The 21756-nt window shown below is 54.0% G+C and carries 24 protein-coding genes; 11 read left to right on the top strand and 13 right to left on the bottom strand.

The features are described 5' to 3' along the window. Positions 1 to 63: 63 nt before the first annotated feature. Both infC and thrS read right to left on the bottom strand, forming a co-directional pair. Positions 64 to 606: a translation initiation factor IF-3 gene (infC, locus tag AC3WOK_RS02580; protein WP_014069901.1), complete on the bottom strand. Its 543-nt coding sequence runs from the start codon at positions 604 to 606 to the stop codon at positions 64 to 66. A gap of 3 nt (positions 607 to 609) precedes the next feature. Beyond that, a complete protein-coding gene (thrS, locus tag AC3WOK_RS02575) occupies positions 610 to 2538 on the bottom strand; it encodes a threonine--tRNA ligase (protein ID WP_025757343.1) in 1929 nt (642 codons plus the stop codon). 214 nt (positions 2539 to 2752) lie between these two features. On the opposite strand from thrS, the gene yncL reads away from it, so the two are divergent. Beyond that, complete coding sequence (yncL, locus tag AC3WOK_RS02570; RefSeq protein WP_080471855.1) at positions 2753 to 2953, top strand: stress response membrane protein YncL; 201 nt, start codon at positions 2753 to 2755, stop codon at positions 2951 to 2953. Positions 2954 to 3051: 98 nt separating this feature from the next. Continuing rightward, positions 3052 to 3159: a small membrane protein YniD gene (gene yniD / locus AC3WOK_RS02565; protein ID WP_008500658.1), complete on the top strand. Its 108-nt coding sequence runs from the start codon at positions 3052 to 3054 to the stop codon at positions 3157 to 3159. Positions 3160 to 3235: 76 nt separating this feature from the next. Here the strand turns inward: yniD and AC3WOK_RS02560 are convergent, their stop codons facing one another. Then, positions 3236 to 3994 (bottom strand): DUF481 domain-containing protein, encoded by a 759-nt coding sequence (locus AC3WOK_RS02560; protein WP_047348868.1) that lies wholly within the window; start codon positions 3992 to 3994, stop codon positions 3236 to 3238. Positions 3995 to 4289: 295 nt separating this feature from the next. On the opposite strand from AC3WOK_RS02560, the gene pfkB reads away from it, so the two are divergent. The 3 genes from pfkB (at position 4290) to AC3WOK_RS02545 (ending at position 6585) form a co-directional block, all read left to right on the top strand. Continuing rightward, complete coding sequence (gene pfkB / locus AC3WOK_RS02555; protein ID WP_063429764.1) at positions 4290 to 5222, top strand: 6-phosphofructokinase II; 933 nt, start codon at positions 4290 to 4292, stop codon at positions 5220 to 5222. A 106-nt stretch (positions 5223 to 5328) separates the two neighbouring features. Continuing rightward, positions 5329 to 5619 (top strand): type V toxin-antitoxin system endoribonuclease antitoxin GhoS, encoded by a 291-nt coding sequence (ghoS, locus tag AC3WOK_RS02550; protein WP_059312279.1) that lies wholly within the window; start codon positions 5329 to 5331, stop codon positions 5617 to 5619. Between the two features lie 105 nt (positions 5620 to 5724). Then, entirely contained in the window at positions 5725 to 6585 is an 861-nt protein-coding gene (locus tag AC3WOK_RS02545) for a fructosamine kinase family protein (protein WP_008500662.1), read from the top strand. Between the two features lie 36 nt (positions 6586 to 6621). Here AC3WOK_RS02545 and AC3WOK_RS02540 read toward each other — a convergent pair whose 3' ends face one another. After that, positions 6622 to 7158 (bottom strand): YniB family protein, encoded by a 537-nt coding sequence (locus tag AC3WOK_RS02540; RefSeq protein WP_059312278.1) that lies wholly within the window; start codon positions 7156 to 7158, stop codon positions 6622 to 6624. Between the two features lie 148 nt (positions 7159 to 7306). Here AC3WOK_RS02540 and hxpB point away from each other — a divergent pair, with 148 nt between their 5' ends. The 3 genes from hxpB to tcyP all read left to right on the top strand — a co-directional run bounded on the left by hxpB (position 7307) and on the right by tcyP (position 10189). After that, positions 7307 to 7978, top strand: a complete 672-nt coding sequence (gene hxpB, locus AC3WOK_RS02535; RefSeq protein WP_059312277.1) for a hexitol phosphatase HxpB — start codon at positions 7307 to 7309, stop codon at positions 7976 to 7978. Positions 7979 to 8079: 101 nt separating this feature from the next. Beyond that, complete coding sequence (locus tag AC3WOK_RS02530) at positions 8080 to 8670, top strand: metal-dependent hydrolase (protein WP_447855442.1); 591 nt, start codon at positions 8080 to 8082, stop codon at positions 8668 to 8670. 127 nt (positions 8671 to 8797) lie between these two features. After that, positions 8798 to 10189: a cystine/sulfocysteine:cation symporter gene (gene tcyP / locus AC3WOK_RS02525; RefSeq protein ID WP_492353875.1), complete on the top strand. Its 1392-nt coding sequence runs from the start codon at positions 8798 to 8800 to the stop codon at positions 10187 to 10189. A 48-nt stretch (positions 10190 to 10237) separates the two neighbouring features. Here the strand turns inward: tcyP and cedA are convergent, their stop codons facing one another. Continuing rightward, the gene (gene cedA, locus AC3WOK_RS02520) at positions 10238 to 10513 is read right to left on the bottom strand and encodes a cell division activator CedA (RefSeq protein ID WP_265327687.1); all 276 of its coding nucleotides are present in this window, start codon (positions 10511 to 10513) and stop codon (positions 10238 to 10240) included. A 167-nt stretch (positions 10514 to 10680) separates the two neighbouring features. On the opposite strand from cedA, the gene katE reads away from it, so the two are divergent. Next, positions 10681 to 12930, top strand: coding sequence for a catalase HPII (katE, locus tag AC3WOK_RS02515; RefSeq protein WP_059312275.1), 2250 nt, complete (start codon positions 10681 to 10683; stop codon positions 12928 to 12930). Positions 12931 to 13019: 89 nt separating this feature from the next. Here the strand turns inward: katE and chbG are convergent, their stop codons facing one another. From chbG to osmE, 7 genes are all read right to left on the bottom strand, one after another. Next, on the bottom strand, positions 13020 to 13769 hold the full coding sequence (gene chbG / locus AC3WOK_RS02510; protein WP_492353874.1) for a chitin disaccharide deacetylase: 750 nt from the start codon (positions 13767 to 13769) through the stop codon (positions 13020 to 13022). 11 nt (positions 13770 to 13780) lie between these two features. Then, positions 13781 to 15136 carry a 6-phospho-beta-glucosidase gene (locus tag AC3WOK_RS02505; RefSeq protein WP_492353873.1) on the bottom strand — a complete coding sequence of 452 codons (1356 nt, stop codon included), beginning with the start codon at positions 15134 to 15136 and terminating at the stop codon, positions 13781 to 13783. 109 nt (positions 15137 to 15245) lie between these two features. Continuing rightward, positions 15246 to 16064, bottom strand: coding sequence for a transcriptional regulator ChbR (gene chbR, locus AC3WOK_RS02500; RefSeq protein WP_059310970.1), 819 nt, complete (start codon positions 16062 to 16064; stop codon positions 15246 to 15248). 29 nt (positions 16065 to 16093) lie between these two features. Continuing rightward, positions 16094 to 16441 (bottom strand): PTS N,N'-diacetylchitobiose transporter subunit IIA, encoded by a 348-nt coding sequence (chbA, locus tag AC3WOK_RS02495; RefSeq protein ID WP_047348879.1) that lies wholly within the window; start codon positions 16439 to 16441, stop codon positions 16094 to 16096. Positions 16442 to 16488: 47 nt separating this feature from the next. Further along, on the bottom strand, positions 16489 to 17847 hold the full coding sequence (gene chbC / locus AC3WOK_RS02490; RefSeq protein WP_047348880.1) for a PTS N,N'-diacetylchitobiose transporter subunit IIC: 1359 nt from the start codon (positions 17845 to 17847) through the stop codon (positions 16489 to 16491). An 80-nt stretch (positions 17848 to 17927) separates the two neighbouring features. Beyond that, the gene (gene chbB / locus AC3WOK_RS02485) at positions 17928 to 18245 is read right to left on the bottom strand and encodes a PTS N,N'-diacetylchitobiose transporter subunit IIB (RefSeq protein WP_063955969.1); all 318 of its coding nucleotides are present in this window, start codon (positions 18243 to 18245) and stop codon (positions 17928 to 17930) included. A 281-nt stretch (positions 18246 to 18526) separates the two neighbouring features. Continuing rightward, positions 18527 to 18871, bottom strand: a complete 345-nt coding sequence (gene osmE, locus AC3WOK_RS02480; protein ID WP_010430142.1) for an osmotically-inducible lipoprotein OsmE — start codon at positions 18869 to 18871, stop codon at positions 18527 to 18529. Positions 18872 to 19103: 232 nt separating this feature from the next. Here osmE and nadE point away from each other — a divergent pair, with 232 nt between their 5' ends. Next, positions 19104 to 19931 (top strand): NAD(+) synthase, encoded by an 828-nt coding sequence (gene nadE / locus AC3WOK_RS02475; RefSeq protein WP_059310971.1) that lies wholly within the window; start codon positions 19104 to 19106, stop codon positions 19929 to 19931. A gap of 145 nt (positions 19932 to 20076) precedes the next feature. Beyond that, positions 20077 to 20955: an excinuclease Cho gene (cho, locus tag AC3WOK_RS02470; protein WP_492353872.1), complete on the top strand. Its 879-nt coding sequence runs from the start codon at positions 20077 to 20079 to the stop codon at positions 20953 to 20955. Here the strand turns inward: cho and ves are convergent. Continuing rightward, complete coding sequence (gene ves / locus AC3WOK_RS02465; RefSeq protein WP_059310972.1) at positions 20933 to 21490, bottom strand: environmental stress-induced protein Ves; 558 nt, start codon at positions 21488 to 21490, stop codon at positions 20933 to 20935. The two genes, cho and ves, sit on opposite strands and share 23 nt — an antisense overlap. Positions 21491 to 21756: the final 266 nt, after the last annotated feature.

Genomic DNA, 21756 nt, shown 5'->3' with positions numbered 1-21756 from the left:
GAAACATAGGCGAACAAAACCTATGAAACCCGAAGGCTCCACAGATTTTGCTGCTTGAAGGCCTTACTGTTTCTTCTTAGGAGCGAGCACCATGATCATCTGGCGGCCTTCGATCTTCGTAGGGAAGGATTCGACTACTGCCAGTTCACTCAGATCGTCACGGACGCGGTTAAGCACTTCCATACCGATCTGTTGGTGGGCCATCTCACGACCGCGGAAACGCAGTGTGATCTTGGCCTTATCGCCATCTTCCAGAAAGCGAATCAGGCTGCGGAGTTTTACCTGATAATCGCCATCGTCGGTACCAGGACGGAATTTAATTTCCTTAACCTGGATAACTTTTTGCTTCTTCTTCTGTTCCTTAGAAGACTTACTCTTTTCATAAAGGAACTTGCCGTAGTCCATGATACGACAAACTGGCGGTTCGGCGTTAGGGCTGATTTCAACTAAATCTACTCCAGCTTCTTCAGCTTTTTCGATCGCTTCTCTCAGACTCACAATCCCCAGTGGTTCACCTTCAAGATCTGTTAAGCGAACTTCCTGGGCGCGAATCTCGCCATTGATACGATTCGGACGTGCCGTTTGAACTCGTTTTCCGCCTTTAATACCTTATTCCTCCAGTTGTTGAAGACTGCGGCTGCGAATCTCTTGTTGCAGCTTCTCAATCACTTCACTTACGTCCAGGCTGCCCAGGTCTTTACCACGGCGGGTGCGAACGGCAACTTTGCCTGCTTCCACCTCTTTATCACCACAGACCAACATATATGGGACACGACGTAAAGTGTGCTCGCGGATTTTAAAGCCAATCTTCTCATTTCTCAAGTCTGCTTTTACGCGAATGCCCGCATTTTGTAGTTTCTGCGTCAATTCTTTAACGTAATCTGCCTGAGAATCGGTAATGTTCATCACCACGACCTGCACTGGCGCAAGCCAGGTTGGGAAGAAGCCTGCAAACTCTTCGGTCAGGATGCCGATGAAGCGCTCCAGAGAACCGAGAATTGCGCGGTGAATCATTACCGGCACCTGACGCTCGTTGTCTTCGCCAACATAAGAGGCGCTAAGACGCTGAGGCAGGGAGAAGTCCAGCTGTACAGTACCGCACTGCCATGCGCGATCGAGGCAGTCATACAGGGTAAATTCAATTTTCGGACCGTAGAATGCGCCCTCACCCAGCTGGTATTCGAACGGAATACCGTTCTCTTCCAGCGCGACGGCGAGATCCGCTTCTGCACGATCCCAGGTCTCATCGCTACCGATACGTTTTTCCGGACGCGTTGAGAGTTTGACCACGATCTTCTCGAAGCCAAAGGTGCTGTACATATCGTAGACCATACGAATACAGGCGTTAACTTCATCACGTACCTGATCTTCCGTACAGAAGATATGTGCATCATCCTGAGTAAAGCCACGAACGCGCATCAGACCGTGTAAGGCACCTGATGGCTCGTTACGATGGCAGCTACCGAACTCCGCCATACGCAGCGGCAGGTCGCGGTAGGATTTCAGACCCTGGTTGAAGATCTGAACGTGACCCGGGCAGTTCATTGGCTTAATGCAGTATTCACGGTTCTCAGAAGAGGTGGTGAACATCGCATCTTTGTAGTTGTCCCAGTGGCCGGTTTTTTCCCACAGCACACGGTCCATCATGAACGGACCTTTCACTTCCTGATACTGGTACTCTTTCAGCTTGGAGCGTACGAAGGTTTCCAGTTCACGGAAGATGGTCCAGCCATCGTTATGCCAGAACACCATACCCGGCGCTTCTTCCTGCATGTGGTACAGGTCAAGCTGCTTACCGATTTTACGGTGGTCACGCTTCGCGGCCTCTTCCAGGCGCAGCAGGTACGCGTTCAGGGCTTTTTTATCGGCCCACGCGGTACCATAAATACGCTGCAACATCTTGTTGTTGCTGTCGCCACGCCAGTAGGCGCCCGCGATCTTCATCAGCTTAAAGTGATGACAGAAGCGCATGTTCGGCACGTGCGGTCCACGGCACATGTCGACGTATTCTTCGTGATGGTACAAGCCAGGCTTGTCATCATGGGAAATATTTTCGTCAAGAATAGAGACCTTATAGCTCTCGCCGCGCTTCACGAAGGTTTCACGCGCTTCGTGCCAGCTGACTTTCTTCTTGATGACGTCATAGTTCGTTTCGGCGAGCTCGTGCATACGTTTTTCGAGCGCGTCGATATCTTCCTGAGTCAGGGTGTGGTCAAGGTCAACGTCGTAGTAGAAACCGTTGTCAATAACCGGACCGATCGCCATTTTGGTGTTTGGCCACAGCTGTTTGATGGCATGGCCTAGCAGATGCGCGCAGGAGTGACGAATGATCTCCAGACCTTCTTCGTCTTTCGCGGTGATGATTGCAAGCGTCGCATCATTTTCGATGAGATCGGAAGCATCCACCAGCTCACCGTTAACACGGCCGGCGATAGTCGCCTTCGCGAGACCAGGACCGATGTCCAGGGCAACATCCATTGGGCTAACAGCGTGGTCGAAATGGCGTTGGCTGCCATCAGGAAGAGTAATTACAGGCATTTTATATCCTTATTTGCAGTGATGCCCCACACATAAGAGCATATACAAAGAAAATAATCGTGATTTGACAATAGATTACGACACCATCTGACCAACAATCGTCAAATTGGTTCGTCATCATTCACCTGCTGAAATCAGACAACGTCGGATTTACAGTAAGCCTTGCAATGTTAACACTAACAAAAGGGAGATTGCACCCTCTGCCGGCAGATTGATGCGCTGGCACTTTCGCATGAATTTGCAGGTTGCATATTCCCGGTGCTCGCATTCCAGAAATGCTGGGCTACTCTTGAACAGGTCTTTAAACCCAAAGGTGCATACCATGAACGTATCAAGTAGAACGGTTGTGATATTGAACATCCTTTCAGCCACAGGTTTATTGTTGATTCTCGCCGAACGATTCCACTGGTTCTGAGCCTGACCCTACGCTGGCATAACCCAATCGATCCTGAGAAGGGGCATATTTCCGCCCTGTTTGGTAGAATGTGGGTATCAACGAACAAGGATTAGGTTATGCCAACAAAACGATTTGCCGTAAAACACTGGAAAATGGTGCTGGTGCTGATTGCCATCTGCGGCGCAATGCTGCTACTTCGTTGGGCAGCAATGATTTGGGGCTAGAAGTGAATATCGGTAATCAGATGAAACATCAAAAGGTCAGGAGAAACGGGCCGACATCATCATCGGCCCGCCATCATTACATTTTATAACCCAGTGAAATCGTGGTTCTGCGATCGGTATGATCCGGCGCAGTTTCTGGTGGTGAAGAGTTCCAGGTCACGTTGTAGGCTACTTTCAGACCAAAGTGTTCGTTGATAGCCACGTTCAGCGCCGTCTCAGAGTTCAGCGTCGTATCGTCGGCACCAAATACAGAAACACCCTGGGTGAATTTGGTGTTGTCAGTCATCTGCCAGGCATAGGTACCGGAAGCGTAACCGAGCGGTTGGGTTTTGGTATCGCCATCGGTGTACTCGTCATAACGCACACCCGGACCGAATTCAAAGCGGAAGCTGTGCACCGGACCGTTCAGGAACTGGCGTCCATAACCGGCGGTAAACACATCGCGCTGACGATAGCCGTTGTAACGGTCGGTTAACCAGCTTGCCTGACCAAACAGGTAGTCATAGTCAGTCATGTTGTAACGGCTACGTCCGCCTACCGCATATTTCTCGGAAGAGCGTTCGTCATTGGCGGACGTATTGCTGGCATTACCCCACAGAGACCAGGCGGTGGTGTTACCGTACCAGGTGAGCGTACTGTCCGCCGTCAGAGAGGAGCTTTTCGTGTTACCGGATTGTGCCAGATACCCTGCGTTCAGGTTACCTTCAAAAGGTTTTTTCGCGGTGGTGGGATCGTCCATGACAGTAAAAACGGTATCATCGGCGGCTGCGTTCATAGCTGCAAACACGCCACCCGCCAGCATCAGTGCAGCGGGAACTGTCTTTAAAAGCTTCATTTTATTAAGGAGTCCGTACAACAAAAAAAGAGACCACACGGTCCCGGAATCTTTCTTGAGGATCAATGACAAGGCGTCCAGAGAAAGGTAACAAATTATAAAAAGCCGCAAATAACATAGCAATGATTTCTTATTTCATTTTTTGAATAAGAACGATCCCAAAAAGCGTTTTATTTTATATAAGCCGCACCGCATTTTTCGTCATTATTCATATTTAAAATCATACTGTTATTTACATTGCCTTCCTGCTAAATGGTGCCAGGCTATTAAGAACCCATGCTAAAAGGAGGTAATGATGGTTTCTATCTACACCCTGACGCTCTCCCCTTCCCTTGATTCCGCAACCCTGACGCCGCAGATTTACCCGGAAGGTAAATTGCGCTGTAGCGCCCCGGTCTTTGAGCCCGGCGGCGGTGGTATCAACGTGGCGCGCGCCATTACGCACCTCGGCGGCAAAGCGACGGCAATCTTCCCCGTCGGCGGTGCCACTGGCGAACACCTGGTCTCTCTGCTGGCAGATGAACAGGTGGCCGCAGAGACCGTCGAGGCCAAAGACTGGACGCGGCAAAACCTGCATGTCCACGTGGAATCAAGCGGCGAACAGTACCGTTTTGTCATGCCAGGCGCGAAACTCAGTGACGATGAGTTTCGCCAGCTTGAAGAGAAAGTGCTGACGATAGAAAGCGGCGCGCTGCTGGTCGTAAGCGGCAGCCTGCCGCCCGGCGTCAGCACGGAAAAATTAACCGCATTAATTCAGGCCGCGCAGCAGCGCGGGATCCGCTGCATTGTCGACAGCAGCGGCGAGGCCCTGCAGGCGGCCCTGGTGCCGGGCAATCTTGAGCTGGTCAAACCCAACCAGAAAGAGCTAAGCGCACTGGTCAACCGCGAGCTGACGCAGCCTGACGATGTTCGCACCGCCGCGCAGGAGCTGGTACGCAGCGGCAAAGCACGACGCGTCGTGGTTTCCCTTGGCCCTCAGGGGGCGCTGGCCGTCGATGAAACGTCGTCCGTTCAGGTTGTCCCGCCGCCGATGAAAAGTCAGAGCACGGTAGGCGCTGGGGATAGCATGGTGGGTGCCATGACGCTGAAACTGGCGCAGGGCGCGTCGCTGCTGGAAATGACGCGTTACGGCGTGGCGGCAGGTAGTGCCGCAACCATCAACAAAGGCACGCGTCTTTGTTCGCTGTCCGATACGCAAAAAATTGTCGATTACCTGTCCCAAAATTAACCCCTGTTCCCCTTCATCGTTATGAAGGGGAATGTCATCCCCGAGTCGCCAAACGCAAACTATCGACTATGCTAAGAAAACTTCCATGATAACAATGAGGTGAATTATGAGCAGTGGTGACATCACCCGCTACGTCGTGACCATCAACCTTCATGCAGCATCGCTGACCGAGCTGAATGAGCTCAACAATGCCTTCACCCGGGCTAATTTTCTCCTCACGCTCACGGATGACGAGGGCAATGTTCATGATTTAGGCACGCTGACATTCGGCCTGATCAGCCCACTGAGCCAGGAAGAGGTTCATGCGCTGAGCGCCAGTCTGGTGGAAAGCGTGACCGACAAGCCAGCCGAAATTGACGTGGAAACCTGGGAAAGCTGGCATAAAAAAGAACAATAAGTGCCCTGCATGAATTTAAACCGCTCAGGTGTGCGTTAGTTCGTATTTTTTTACCGCAATTATGCGCTAACTTTATGATCTGGCAGACAACATGGGAGAGACAACATGTGGCAGGCTATCAGTCATCTTTTAAGTGAGCAACTGGGTGAAGGTGAAATCGAACTGCGTAACGAACTGCCAGGCGGAGAGATCCATGCCGCGTGGCATTTACGCTACGCAGGACGCGATCTTTTCGTTAAATGCGACGAGCGAGAGCTGCTCCCGATATTTACCGCCGAAGCCGATCAGCTGGAGCTATTGTCGCGCAGTAAAACGGTGACCGTCCCGCAGGTCCTGGCCGTGGGTAGCGACCGCGACTACAGTTTCCTGGTCATGGAATATCTCCCTGCCCGTCCGCTGGATGCCCACAATGCTTTCATTCTTGGTCAACAGCTCGCGCGCCTGCATCAATGGAGCGACCAGCCGCAGTTTGGCCTCGATTTTGACAACGACCTCTCCACCACGCCCCAGCCCAACGCCTGGCAGCGCCGCTGGTCGACGTTTTTTGCCGAGCAGCGCATTGGCTGGCAGCTTGAGCTGGCCGCTGAGAAAGGGCTGGAATTTGGCAATATCGATGCCATCGTTGAGCACGTTCAACAGCGTCTGGCATCCCACCAGCCTCAGGCGTCTCTGCTTCACGGGGATTTGTGGTCCGATAACTGCGCGCTGGGTCCCAACGGCCCCTACATCTTCGACCCGGCCTGCTACTGGGGTGACAGAGAGTGCGATCTTGCCATGCTGCCGCTGCACCCTGAACAGCCGCCGCAAATTTACGACGGGTACCAGTCTGTTTCCCCTCTGCCGCCCGGTTTTCTCGATCGTCAGCCTGTGTATCAGCTTTATACGCTGATGAACCGTGCCATTCTTTTTGGTGGTGAACACCTCGTTAACGCACAGCGCGCGCTCGAACGCATGCTTGCCGCCTGAGAAGATAACGGGTGGCCTTACCGCCACCCTTATCGGTTACAGAAAGCCGAGCAGTGAGAAGAAGAAATACCCCGCCACAATGATGAGCACGGGAAGGATATAGAGCGGGAAAATCTGCAGGAAAATGGTATGACGCGGAACAACAATGCGGGATTCAATCTGCTCCCGACTCATCCCTTCCGGGCCTTTGGCCTGCTCCAGAATAAGCTGGTCCTCAACGCCTTCGCGTAAAAAGCGCGTCTGGCGGCTCATTCGCGCGCCAGAGGCCTGCAGGGCCAGGGCGACGAAGATCAGGGCGTAGATTATCCAGAAGCCGATATTCAGCTGATGCTGAAAATCCGGAGTGGGCGAGTTGAACCAGAAGACATTCAAAAATGGCGTATTAAAACGCATCATCTCAATCATGACATGAGCGAAATCAAGCATTACCGCATTGATACCCGGCTGTTTTTCGCTGTGATCGTACATAAATTTGAGCACGGAAATCAGCGTAGAAATGACGGCGGGAATAAAAATCACCCAACCCGCAATACGTTTTAAGACCGCGATGCGTCCAGCTTGTTGATACGTCATCAGTTCCTCTTCATAAAGACGCGTTATTTGTGCCTAAGTCTACCTGCTGGTCATCAATTTCGCCCGCTCTTTAAAAGCAATATGCTAAATTGCAGAGTGTGCTTAGCACTTATCGTCTGTCGAACACCCTGGATAAGGAGACGTTGTGATGTCGACACCGCGCCAAATACTTGCCGCAATTTTTGACATGGATGGATTACTGATCGATTCCGAACCGTTGTGGGATCGCGCCGAACTGGACGTCATGGCTAGCCTTGGCGTTGATATCAACCGCCGTAATGAACTCCCTGATACGCTGGGGCTACGCATCGATATGGTGGTTGATCTGTGGTTTGCCCAACAGCCGTGGATTGGACCCGATCGCGATGAAGTGACCGCACGCATAATCAGCCGCGCCATTTCGCTGGTCGAAGAGAACAGGCCGCTGCTGCCCGGCGTGCGTGACGCCGTCGCGCTGTGTAAAGCTCAGGGGCTGAAGGTCGGTCTGGCATCGGCTTCACCGCTGCATATGCTGGAAAAAGTGCTCACCATGTTTGAGCTGCGTGACAGCTTCGACGCCCTGGCGTCCGCTGAAAAGCTGCCTTACAGCAAACCACACCCGCAGGTTTATCTGGACTGTGCCGCTAAGCTGGGACTTGATCCCCTCAACTGCGTTGCGCTGGAAGATTCCGTTAATGGTATGGTGGCGTCGAAGGCCGCGCGGATGCGCTCCATTGTGGTGCCCGCTGAAGAAGGCCGCCACGACCCCCGGTTTGCCCTTGCCGATGTGAAGCTCACTTCACTGACAGAGCTCACCGCACGGCACCTGCAGGGCGGTTAACGCTTCCCGCCGGTTTGTGACAAACAGTTACACCGTCACCTCTTCCGCCTACTGTATAAAAACCCTATACTGTATGAATTGACAGTTTCGTGGGTTTTATCATGACGGCGGAAGGCCACCTGCTTTTTTCAATTGCGTGCGCAGTATTTGCCAAAAACGCTGAACTCACTCCCGTGCTGGCGCAGGGGGACTGGTGGCATATTGTCCCTTCCGCCGTACTGACCTGTCTGCTGCCCGATATTGACCACCCGAAATCCTTCCTCGGGCAGCGCCTGAAATGGGTGTCGAAACCCATCGCCCGCGCGTTCGGCCACCGGGGGTTTACGCACAGCCTGCTGGCCGTGTTTGGCCTGCTGACGCTTTTCTATTTAAAAGTGCCCGAAAGCTGGATTGTCCCTGCCGATGCCATTCAGGGGATGGTGCTGGGTTATTTAAGCCATATCCTCGCCGATATGCTTACGCCTGCGGGCGTGCCGCTGCTGTGGCCCTGCCGCTGGCGCTTTCGTTTTCCCATCCTTACCCCGCAGAAAGGTAACCAGCTAGAGCGCGCCCTGTGCATGGCGCTGTTTGCTTACGCGGTCTGGATGCCGCAAACATTGCCCGAAAACAGTGCAGTCCGCTGGTCTTCCCAAATGATTAATTCGCTGCAATTTCAGTTCAATCGCTTTATTCATCACCAGATTGAACAGTAAACCAACAAAATCATTCCGTTTGTCATAAACCATTCCATTTGGATATAAGCGCTACATCACACTTCTGCTAACCTTCCGCCAACAGGATCGGTAAAAACCGACCCGATAATAAATCAGGAGAACGGGGATGAATTTTCCACTCATCGCGAACGTCGTTGTGTTCGTTGTATTGCTATTGCTTCTCGCGCAGGCGCGCCACAAACAGTGGAGCCTGGCGAAAAAGGTGCTGGTTGGTCTGGCCATGGGTGTCGTATTTGGTCTGGCACTACAGGCGATTTATGGCTCCGATAATCCAGTTCTGAAAGATTCTATTCAGTGGTTCAACATTGTCGGTAACGGCTATGTCCAGCTGCTGCAGATGATCGTTATGCCGCTGGTATTCGCCTCTATTCTGAGCGCCGTTGCGCGCCTGCATAACGCAACCCAGTTGGGCAAGATCAGCTTCCTGACCATTGGTACCCTGCTGTTTACCACGCTGATTGCCGCGCTGGTGGGTGTGCTGGTGACCAACCTGTTTGGCCTGACCGCCGAAGGTCTGGTTCAGGGTAGCGCTGAAACGGCGCGTCTGACCGCGATTCAAACCAACTACGTGGGTAAAGTGGCTGACCTGACCGTGCCGCAGATGGTGCTCTCCTTCATTCCGAAGAACCCGTTTGCTGACCTGACCGGCGCGAGCCCAACCTCCATCATCAGCGTGGTCATTTTCGCCGCGTTCCTCGGCGTGGCGGCGCTGAAGCTGCTGAAAGACGACGCGCCAAAAGGTGAGCGCGTGCTGGTTGCTATTGATACCCTGCAAAGCTGGGTGATGAAGCTGGTTCGTCTGGTGATGCAGTTAACCCCCTACGGCGTTCTGGCGCTGATGACCAAAGTGGTTGCCGGCTCTAACCTGCAGGACATCATTAAGCTGGGTAGCTTCGTCATCGCCTCTTATCTGGGTCTGGGCATTATGTTCGTGGTGCACGGTATCCTGCTGGGCGTGAACGGCGTCAGCCCGCTGAAGTACTTCCGTAAAGTCTGGCCGGTGCTGACCTTTGCCTTCACCAGCCGCTCCAGCGCCGCGTCTATTCCGCTGAACGTTGAAGCGCAAACCCGTCGTCTGGGCGTGCCTGAATCCATCGCCAGCTTCTCCGCCTCCTTCGGTGCGACTATTGGTCAGAACGGCTGTGCGGGTCTTTACCCGGCCATGCTGGCGGTGATGGTTGCCCCGACGGTGGGTATCAACCCGCTGGATCCGGTGTGGATCGCTACGCTGGTCGGGATTGTTACCGTGAGTTCCGCAGGCGTTGCGGGCGTTGGCGGCGGTGCAACCTTCGCCGCGCTGATTGTTCTGCCTGCGCTGGGTCTGCCGGTCACGCTGGTCGCCCTGCTGATCTCCGTTGAACCACTGATCGACATGGGCCGTACCGCGCTGAACGTCAGCGGCTCCATGACCGCCGGTACGCTAACCAGCCAGTGGCTGAAGCAGACCGACAAAGCGATTCTGGACAGTGAAGACGACGCCGAGCTGGCGCACCGTTAATTACTGTTGAAATAAAAAAACCGCCTGATGGCGGTTTTTTTATGGCTGTTATTCTTCAACCTCTTCATCCTGGCGGATCTGCATCGCCCACCGCTGCGCTGACTCCGGCACCGTAAACGTGGGAGAGCGACGGAAATGTTCGCCGATCAGCACAAAGGCCACGTATTTACCCCTCAGTTGCCAGACATCACGGTACCCCTCCACTTTCAGGGCATGGTCAGGCGGCGCGGGCTCAACGCGGGGCACATAGCTAATAACCTGGCGGTTTTGTTGACGAAGAGGTTTCATAAGCGACGGGTTCACTAAAGCAAATTCTTGAAGCAGGAAAATTCTATGATAGCCGATTCTGCTACCTTCCGTCGCGCCCCGCGTGGGCGAGAAGGCTCCTTTCGTTAATGGCGGCATGTGAAAACTCTTAGTTCGCGAGCCATTTCACGACATTGTTCTATCCTTAATAGGGTTTTTAGCAATGAATCAAGGAGAATCGTGCAATGTCGAACAAAGATAAAACACATCAGTCACCCATTCATGGCACTGAAGAATCTCAACCGGGCATGGACTCTCTCGCCCCTTCTGACGGCTCTCACCGCCCCTCCCCTGGCCCTTCTGCCCCAGGCGAACAGCCTACCGCACCGGGCAGTATGAAATCCCCGGACACCGGGAACGAGAAGCTGAAATCGCTTGAGCCACACCGGAAAGGTGGCGAAGGTTTTGCGCTGACAACCAATCAGGGCGTACGCATCGCCGATGACCAGAACTCCCTGCGCGCCGGGACGCGCGGGCCAACCCTGCTGGAAGACTTTATTCTGCGGGAAAAAATCACCCATTTTGACCACGAACGGATACCGGAACGCATCGTCCACGCGCGCGGTTCCGCTGCGCACGGCTACTTCCAGCCTTATAAGAGCCTGAAAGCGATCACCAAAGCGGATTTCCTCTCCGACCCGGATAAGATCACCCCGGTGTTCGTGCGCTTCTCCACCGTGCAGGGTGGCGCGGGGTCGGCCGACACGGTGCGCGATATCCGCGGCTTTGCCACCAAGTTTTATACCGAAGAGGGTATTTTCGATCTGGTCGGCAACAACACCCCGGTGTTTTTCATTCAGGATGCGCATAAATTTCCTGACTTTGTCCATGCGGTAAAACCTGAGCCCCACTGGGCCATACCGCAGGGCCAAAGCGCGCACGACACCTTCTGGGACTATGTCTCCCTGCAGCCTGAAACCTTGCACAACGTGATGTGGGCGATGTCAGACCGGGGTATTCCGCGCAGTTATCGCACGATGGAGGGATTCGGTATTCATACCTTCCGTCTGATCAACGCCGAGGGAAAAGCCACGTTTGTCCGTTTCCACTGGAAGCCGGTTGCGGGTAAAGCCTCCCTGGTGTGGGATGAGGCGCAGAAGCTGACCGGGCGCGATCCGGATTTCCATCGCCGCGAGCTGTGGGAGTCCATTGAAGCGGGTGACTTCCCGGAGTATGAACTGGGCCTGCAGCTCATTCCGGAGGAGGACGAATTTAAGTTCGATTTCGATCTCCTTGACCCAACCAAGCTGATCCCGGAAGAGCTGGTCCCGGTTCAACTGGTGGGTAAAATGGTGCTCAACCGCAACCCGGATAACTTCTTTGCCGAAAACGAGCAGGCCGCGTTCCATCCGGGGCATATCGTGCCGGGGCTGGACTTCACCAACGACCCGCTGTTACAGGGACGTTTGTTCTCATATACCGATACCCAGATCAGCCGCCTTGGCGGGCCGAACTTCCACGAAATTCCGATTAACCGGCCAACCTGCCCGTACCACAATTTCCAGCGCGACGGGATGCACCGTCAGGATATTGATACCAACCCGGCCAACTATGAACCGAACTCCATCAACGATAACTGGCCGCGTGAAACCCCTCCCGCGCCGAAACGCGGTGGATTCGAATCGTATCAGGAGCGTATCGACGGCAACAAAATTCGCGAGCGCAGCCCGTCGTTCGGCGAGTATTACGCCCACCCGCGCCTGTTCTGGAACAGCCAGACGCCGATTGAGCAGCAGCACATTATCGGCGGCTTCAGCTTTGAGCTCAGCAAAGTGGTGCGCACCTACATCCGCGAGCGTGTGGTCGATCAGCTAGCGCATATTGATATTCAGCTTGCCCAGAGCGTGGCGGATAACCTGGGCATCACCCTGACCGACGAGCAGCGCAACCTGGCGCCGCCAAAAGAGGTTAACGGCGTGAAGAAAGATCCGTCGCTGAGCCTGTATGCGGTGCCGGGCGGCTCGATTAAAGGCCGCGTGGTCGCCATCCTGCTGAACGACAAAACCCGCGCCAGCGACGTGCTGGGGATCATGCAGGCGCTGAAAACCCAGGGCGTGCACGCCAAACTGCTCTATTCGCGCATGGGTGAAGTGACCGCCGATGACGGCTCCGTGCTGCCGGTGGCAGCGACCTTTGCCGGTGCGCCGTCGCTAACCGTCGATGCGGTGATTGTGCCGTGCGGGGATATTGCCAGCCTGCTGAACAACGGTGATGCCGTTTATTACCTGCTGGAAGCCTATAAGCACCTTAAGCCGATCGCGCTGTCCGGCGATGCGCGACAGTTTAAAGCGCAGCTGAAGGTGTCCGAGCAAGGTGAGGACGGCATTGTTGAAGGCGATAACGTTGACGACGCGTTTATGACGAAGCTGTTTGATCTGCTTGCCGCGCACAGGGTGTGGTCGCGCAGCAGCAAGATTGACCAGATACCGGCGTAAAAAAAGCCGGGTGGCGCTTGCGCTTCCCCGGCCTACATTTCGACTGGTTTTGTAGGCCCGGTAAGGCGAAGCCGCCACCGGGCTTTGTCTTAAAGATCCCTGAACGTCCCCAACCGATACCCGCGCTCGGCAATCGCGTATTTCAGCGAAGCCGACGTCAGCACGTCCAGCTCCGCCAGACGCGGCCAGCAGTAGGCACTCTTACGCACGGTATGATCGACAAACGCCGGGTGCGCCATCACTTCCACCGACGTTTCACCGCGGGCAGCGGAATAATCCAGCACCTTCAGGAACAGCGCTTCGTCGATCTCCTCGCCATAAAACGCGCTGCTGAACCCCTGCGTTGTGGCAACAGTGACGTCCGGCAAGCCGCGCACCTCGCGATCCACGCGCATCGCGACGCCCTTGCGCCGGGCAAACGCTGCGACAATCGGGAAAATCGCCGGGATCATATGCACGTGGTGATGGCTGTCGATGTGCGTCGGCGCCTGACCAAACACGTCAACAAAGCGGTTGAACTGACACTCCAGCTCGCGGGCAATCTCTTCAAGCGGCAGAGCGCCCTGCTCCGCCAGTTCCCAAATCCACTTGCCCAGCTGTCCGTCGCGCGTAAGGCCAGGCATCGGCGAAAGCGGCATGCCGAGCGTCAGCACAAAATGCATGCCGACGCCCAGCGCTGGTACTTCGCGGCTCAGCTGCGCCGCGTGTTCCACCGCTTCACCATTGACCATCGCCGTTGTCGAGGTCACAACGCCCCCGCGACAGGCTTCAATAATGCCGTAGTTCTGACCTTTCGAGAGGCCAAAGTCATCAGCATTAACGATCAGCAGGTTTTCCATTGTGCATCCTCTTATTGCTGTTTGAACTTCAGCTTCTCGATCGTGGCGGCAAAGTTTGGCAACCATTTCTCATGCGCCAGAATCATCTCGCTGGCCAGCTGCTCCGCATCGCGGTCGGAATGCACCAGCGGACTGAGGTTCAGCGCCAGCAGCACGTCATTGAGTTCGCCGCTCAGCGCCGCGTTGCTGGCAGCCACTTCAAAGCCTTTAATCGTGTGGATCAGCCCCATGACCTTATCATCAAAATGGGTAATGCGTGGATGGGGTTTTGCGCCGTCGCGCCCCAGGATGCAGGTCATCTCAACGGCCCAGTCGGCAGGGAGGTTGTCGATGTGACCGTGATGCGGCACGTTAACGTAGTGCTCCGCCTGCTTGTCATTGTAAATGGCGTTGATGACTTCACACGCGGCATCGGAATAGTAGGCCCCGCCGCGCTGCTCCAGCTCTTTCGGTTTAACGTTCAGATTCGGATCTTTGTACAAATCAAACAGCTGCTTCTCAACTTTCTGCACGACCTGAGCGCGCGCGCCGCCCTTATAGTACTCGCCCATTTCGATGGCCAGCATCTCTTTCTGCTTGAAGTAGTACAGCAGATAGGAGCACGGCAGCAGATTCAGCGAACGAATCAGCCCTTCGCTGAACGGCAGATCGAAGATGTTTTTCACCGACGCCGCCGTCAGGCGACCGGAGGCCACGCCGTCGAGCAGTTCGGCAAAGCGCGATTTTCCGTTCACGATGACATCTTTAATAAACACCATGTGATTCAGGCCGAACAGATCGATGGAGAGATCGTCGCTGTCGCTCAGCTCCAGCACGTCACGGATAAACATCTTCATGCCAATCGGAATATTGCAGACGCCGATAAAGCGTTTGAAGCCGGTGTGACGATACACCGCCTCGGTGACCATCCCGGCCGGGTTGGTGAAGTTAATCACCCACGCGTTCGGGCAGATCTCCTCCACGTCTTTGATGATGTCGAAAATCACGGGAATGGTACGCAGACCTTTAAACAGGCCGCCCGCGCCGTTAGTCTCCTGCCCGAGATAGCCGTGGCTCAGCGGAATCCGCTCGTCCAGCTCGCGCGCTTTGAGCTGGCCCACGCGCAGCTGGGTGGTGACAAAGTCTGCATCCTTCAGCGCCAGACGACGATCGAGGGTTTTGTGTACGGTCAGAGGCACGCCGGCTTTCTCAACCATACGCTTACACAGGTCAAAAATGATATTCAGCTTTTCCTGACCTTCCTCAACGTCAACCAGCCATAATTCGCTGACCGGCAATTCGTGATAACGTTTCAGGAAACCTTCCAGTAATTCCGGGGTATAGCTGCTGCCGCCACCAATGGTTACGACTTTTAATTTATTCTGCATAATATCTCCCTTTGCGTATCAGGTTAACCGCCTGCAAGGTATAGCGTACTCTTCCCGCTAAATGGGCAAGCAATTAATTCAATATTTGTGGCGGATAATCCGCCGAAGGTTAATTAATTACCGTTAAATTCTTCCGGTAACTGTTCGGTGTAAATGACGTAAATTTCTTAAAGGTTTTAATAAACAGGCTGGGGCTGCTGTATCCTGACTCATAGGCAATATCGGTGACAGAGTAGTTGGTAATTTCCAGCTGTTTTTTGGCAAAGTTAATGCGGATTTCATTAATAATCTGCACGGGCGTTTTACGATAATACCGCTGCGTCGCGCGGGTCAGATATTCCTGGGATTTACCCGACAGGGAGACCATATTTTCCAGCGCATTTTCGCTGAACTGGCCCTTATCGTGCATCAGTTCAACGGTGCTGCGCAGCCACTGCGGAATATCATCCGTCACCTGCTGCTCTTCACGATGATGGCGCAGTCGGTTCATCACGTAAAAGGTTACCGTTTCAATAAACTCATCAAATTCATTGTCGCGGAAGTTAAGCGAGGCGATAACCGTTTCAATCCAGGTCATAAACTCGTTTTTGACCCGATAGACCTGTGATGCCACAAAGCAGAACGGCACCAGCGGCAGGTAGTGCTTCTCAAAGAAGCGTCTGCTGACGCCCACGTTCAGAATGCGGGTCGCACCAAATTCGTAAAAGCTCTGGTGGTGGGAGCCCATCGGCAGAAAGACAAAATCCCCTCGCTCGAGCAGAACGCGCTTGCCGTTGATCTCCTGGTAGTAGCGGCCGGTCAGAACAATCGTGAACTCGTAGTAGTCATGCTGGTGCAGACCGCTCGCGCTCTCCGTTTTGTTGTAGATAACCACGTGAAAATTCTTGCCATTAAACAGCTGCTGCTCAAGTGCGGTTTTAATTTCCATCGTGCTGACCTCCTGCTACTCAGTCTGACTTACTGCATCTTCTCGTGAAGCTCGATTAACTCCGCCACCAGCTCGCGCGCCAGCATTGACGTCATCAGGTGATCCTGCGCGTGGACCAGCACCAGGCTGACCTTCATTTTTCCTTCGCCCTGGTCACCTTCAATCAGCTTTGTCTGCACCAGGTGCGCTTCATTCAGCGCCGTACGGGACTGGTCCATCATGGTTTTTGCGGCGGCGAAATCCCCCTGCTTGGCCTGCTTGAGTGCGGCATATGCCAGGCTGCGGGCCTGCCCGGAGTTGATGATGAGCCCCATCACCACTTCTTCGAGATCGTTCTCTGCGGTTTCTTCTGCAACAATACTGTCCAAATCTAACATCTTTAAGCTCCTTGTGGCTGGCGCGGGTTGCCCCGCGCCGGTCAATCTTAGAATTTCAGTGAGAGGGCAATATCCTCTTCGCTCTCTTCTTCATCGATGATGGTGGCGGCTTTGTTTGCAATCGCCACAAACGGCATGTAAAGCAGGGTTGCAATCCCGAGGTTGAATATCGCCAGCAGGAAGGCCGCAACGCTACCGTTGGTGTTGAAGAAGGCACCCAGACCCGCCGGCATGGTCCACGGCGCAATGTTGGTGACCGGTGGAATGATGCCCATGTAATACGCCGTCAGGGTAATAGCGGCCAGCAGCGGCTGAACCAGGATGAACGGGATGAACATCACCGGGTTCATGATGATTGGCAGACCGAACAGAATCGGTTCGTTAATCTGGAAGATGCCTGACGGCAGCGCCAGTTTAGCCACCTGACGGTAGTCAGCGCGACGAGAGACAATAAAGACCGCGATGATCAGACCCAAGGTCGCCCCGGTACCACCCAGGAAGATATAGGAGTCAAGCATCGGCTTCGCCCACACATGGAAGGTTTTACCCGCTGCCAGCGCCGCGTCAACGGAGCCGTACTGCTGGTAAAGCGCAACGTTTTCCAGTGCCCATGGGGTCATAATCCCGCTGTCCAGCGCGGCCAGTGCCAGTGAACCATGCACGCCGAAGAACCACAGCAGAGAGGTGAAAATCACATACGCCCAACCGACCACGCCACCCATCGCCGCCAGCGGCGTAGAGATAGAGTCCATGATGATCTGGTGGAAGTTCGTGCCCCAGTGAGAAAGCGCCCAGGCAATAATCCCCATAATGGAGAGAATAATGAAGCCTGGAATCAACGCGGAAAATGAACGAGAAACGGAAGCCGGTACGCTATCCGGCAGGCGGATAACCCAGTTTCGACGGATAATAAAGGTGAACATCTCCGCCACCACCAGACCGATAACAATACCGGAGATGATGTTAGCCCCACCCAGCCAGTTGGCGCCCACGGCATAGGCTTCACCGACGCTATAAGGGGTTACGGTCATAAAGGCAGCAACGGATAATAACCCGGCAGCCAGTGGATCCACTTTCCGCTCTTCTGCCAGCGCCATCCCAATAAAGAAAGGCGCCATCAGCGACATAATTCCCAACGTACCGTTATAGACGTTGCCGCCGATGGCTTTTAAACCGTTAAGGGTTTCAATAGTGGACGCGTCTAACCGAATTCCTAATGAATAAAAGAAGGAACCTTCACCAAAGCTCAGAAAAACGTTGTTAATTAAAACGAACATGGCCCCGGCCAGCGTCAACGGCATTAACTTAATAAAGCCGTTTTTGATGGCATTAACGTGAGGCTGCTTTCCTATTTTAACAGCAAAAGGAAGGAGTACCTTTTCAAGTGAAGCGATGACTTTACTCATAGGAAAATACCCTTAAATGCCGCAACAGAGGTTACGGCGTAATTGTGTGTGAAATAACTCTTTGACGGGAAAAATAAAAATTAATTAGCAGCTTTTTTAATGGCTGCCACAGCAGCTTTCAGTACACCTAAACCATCAATCTTGCCGTACAGCCCCGAGTCGATCACCTCGACCGGTTTATTGGGTAACAGTCGTTGAATTTCGGGCAACATATAGGCAATTTGCGGCCCCAGTAAAACAACGTCGGCGGTCGGGCCTTTTTCGCCCGCCAGCGTCTCTGGAAACGCTTCAATCACCACAGGAACTTCATACTTTTCAGCCTGCGCACGCATCTTTGACACCAGAAGTGAGGTTGACATGCCCGCTGAGCAGAACAGGTAGATATGTTTCTTTTCCATCGTAATTTCCCTCTTGTATGACTACCTGCCATCGCGCTATCACTCGACTCGCTGTCCCGGCAGACAGGTAGCTTGCGTACTGTTGTTTATCGTTGGAGTGAGTATACGCAATGGTACAGACAGGGGATAATTCTGGATAGACTCAAATTGTCTCTCATTGACCTGGCTTGTTGACTACCTTCACATTTCGGGCAAATAATTCGCGCAAAGAAATAAGATTTACGTATGCATAAAAAAACCGGCCCATGGGCCGGTTTGTTAACATACTCAGGTAAGCAGCGTTACTGCGCCTTAGGTGCCTGCGGGTCGGTGTCGTATTCAGCACAGGTCTGATAGCCGGAGTTAATCACATGACCGGTATCATCCAGGGCGACAAAGTAGGTTTCTGCCTTACCATCACGTTGACCCAGGATATAGGTCTGGCAGGTCCCTTTCGCATGAATCATCGTCACTTCAGAAGAAGGTTTACCGGCAATCGCCGCCACCTGCGAACGGGTCATCCCTTTTTTGACGTCTTTCACTACGGGCTGCGTAAACTGATCCTTGGTGCGATCGTAAGCCGTACACCCTGCCAGCATAGTCAGTACCGCCGCTGCGCTAAGAATTCCTGCTACGTTCTTGTTCATATTCCGTCCTCTTGTTTATCAGCGTGTTATCTAAGCATGGGATAAAAAGTACTATTGTTCAACTTTGTGAATTGCGCCAGACGAATTTCGGAAAATTCTAATAAAACAACGATAACCTGCTAAAACGGCGCAAATTAGCGCACTCGAAACTGTGATCCTTGTCGTTTCTCGCCCAAAGGGTTAGTTTTAACAGTTAACACATTCCGTTTATGTACTGCATATGGAGGGCGTGATGGCTCTGCAACAAGAGATTATTCAGGCACTGGGCGCGAAGCCCACGGTAGATGCAAACGAAGAGATCCGCCGCAGCGTGGATTTTTTAAAATCGTACTTAAAAAAGAACGCTTTCCTGAAGTCCCTGGTGCTGGGCATCAGCGGGGGTCAGGACTCTACCCTGACCGGTAAACTCTGCCAGATGGCGATTTCAGAGCTGCGCGACGAGACGGGCGATGAGACGCTGCAGTTTATCGCGGTACGTCTTCCTTATGGCGTACAGGCGGATGAGCAGGATTGCCAGGACGCCATTGCCTTCATCCAGCCTGACCGCGTGCTTACCGTGAATATTAAAGGTTCGGTGCTGGCAAGCGAGCAGGCGCTGCGCGAAGCGGGCATTGAGCTGAGCGATTTTGTTCGCGGCAACGAAAAAGCCCGCGAGCGCATGAAAGCGCAGTACAGCATCGCCGGAATGACCAAAGGCGTCGTCGTCGGCACCGATCATGCGGCGGAAGCGATCACCGGTTTCTTCACCAAATACGGCGACGGCGGCACCGACATCAACCCGATCTTCCGCCTCAACAAGCGTCAGGGCAAGCAGCTGCTTGCCGCGCTGGGCTGCCCTGAGCACCTGTATAAGAAAGCACCGACAGCGGATCTGGAGGACGATCGTCCCTCCCTGCCGGATGAAGCAGCCCTTGGCGTCACCTATGACAACATTGATGATTATCTGGAAGGCAAAAAGCTGGATGACGGTACCGCGAAGATTATCGAAGGCTGGTATCTGAAAACCGAGCACAAGCGTCATACGCCGATTACGGTGTTTGACGATTTCTGGAAGAAATAGCCAACATTTTTGCCCAGCGGCGCTTCGCTTGCTGGGCCTACGGTTTCGCGCTGTTGTAGGTCGGGTAAGCGCAGCGCCACCCGGCTCTTTTTTAACCACCACACACCTGCTACACTGTATACCTGAACAGTATATGGAGCAGTATGTGAGCAGGCGTCAATCCGCCCCGCGTCTTGAGTTTGAAGCGGCGGCTATCTACGAATATCCCGAGCACCTTCGCCCCTGGCTTGAGGCCTTACCTAAACAGCCGGGCGTGTACATCTTTCACGGCGAAAGCGACACTCTGCCGCTCTATATTGGCAAAAGCGTCAATATTCGCAGCCGGGTGTTATCTCATCTGCGTACGCCGGACGAGGCCGCCATGCTGCGCCAGTCGCGACGCATCACCTGGTTCCAGACGGCGGGAGAAATGGGCGCGCTATTACTGGAAGCGCGTTTGATCAAAGAACAACAACCGCTGTTCAACAAGCGCCTGCGTCGCAATCGTCAGCTCTGCTCCCTGCAGATAACCGCCGGCAAACCGCAGGTTGTCTACGCGCGCGAGGTCGATTTTTCGCATGCCCCAAATCTCTATGGGCTGTTCGCGAATAAACGCGCGGCACTTCAGGCGCTGCAAACTCTGGCGGACGATCTACAGCTTTGCTACAGCCTTTTAGGCCTGGAGGCGACCACCCGCGGGCGCGCCTGTTTCCGCTCCGCGCTGAAGCGCTGTGCTGGCGCCTGCTGCGGGAAAGAGAGCGTCGAGGCGCATCACGCCCGGCTCCTCGCAGGTCTGGCGACCATCAGCGTTAACTGCTGGCCCTGGGAAGGCGCCGTTGCGCTAAAAGAAGTGGGTGAAGCGATGACCCAGTACCACATCGTCAACAACTGGTTCTGGCTGGGCGCCGTCGACGATATCAACGACGCGGCAACCCTGTTGCGCACGCCCGCCGGATTTGACCACGATGGCTACAAAATTCTCTGTAAACCTGTTTTAGCCGGTAAGTTTGAGGTCATTGAGCTCAATGGCCCGGCAGCCATGTGATTTCGCTGAACAACAGGGTGCCCTGGGGCTCCAGCAGACGCAAAGTATGGCTCCCCTCCTCCCAGCTGGCGCCCTGATCGGCTGTCAGCAATTTATCGCCCAGCTGCCACGCACCGCTTAACACGAAAACCACGCCCCCGCGTGAGCCAAAGGTGGTAAAGGTACGGTCGGCAACGCGCACCTTCGCCTGACAGCAGTCGCGACGGGTCATGATGTTGAAGTCCATCGCCATCTTTCCATCCGAAAGCAGCGCCTTTACCGGCAGGTCGCCGGCAAAGCTGTAGGGCTGATGGTGCTTGAGGGTATGAAAGAACGCCTGACCGGCATCGAGCGTCACCTCCCCTCCTTCCAGCAAGGTAATCACCCGATCGACGCCGGGAAAAGAGGAGAATTCGCCGTTGCTGGCGATAGTCGCGATACTGGCACGCCAGTGAAAATCGCGAGTTGCGGGAGGGAAACAACAAATCTCGCGCGTTTCGCCAGCACCATTGCGCCAGAGGCTGACCGGCATCTTACGGATATCAAAGAACTCCATCACCACTCCTGAATGGCACAACCCGTGCCAGGGCAAGGATATCGCTATCGTTGCTGTCTTGTTTGTTATCGTTGGGTATTTACAGACACAGTATCGGCAGCAGAGCGGACAGGCCTTAGCAGAACGTTAATAAAAATTCTAACACCATGACTCTACAAACATTCTCTGACGCGACTACAGGAGAATACCGCGCTGGCGGCGGCAGACAAGAGGGCTGGAAAGAAAAACCGCCGGTCCTGTCCACAGCGGTTGCGCTTTTGTGGACA

The sequence above is a fragment of the Enterobacter sp. FW301-JW81 genome, assembly GCF_058788735.1.
The sequence above is the reverse complement of the archived record's forward strand: the minus strand, read 5'-3'. Positions and strand labels throughout refer to the sequence as shown.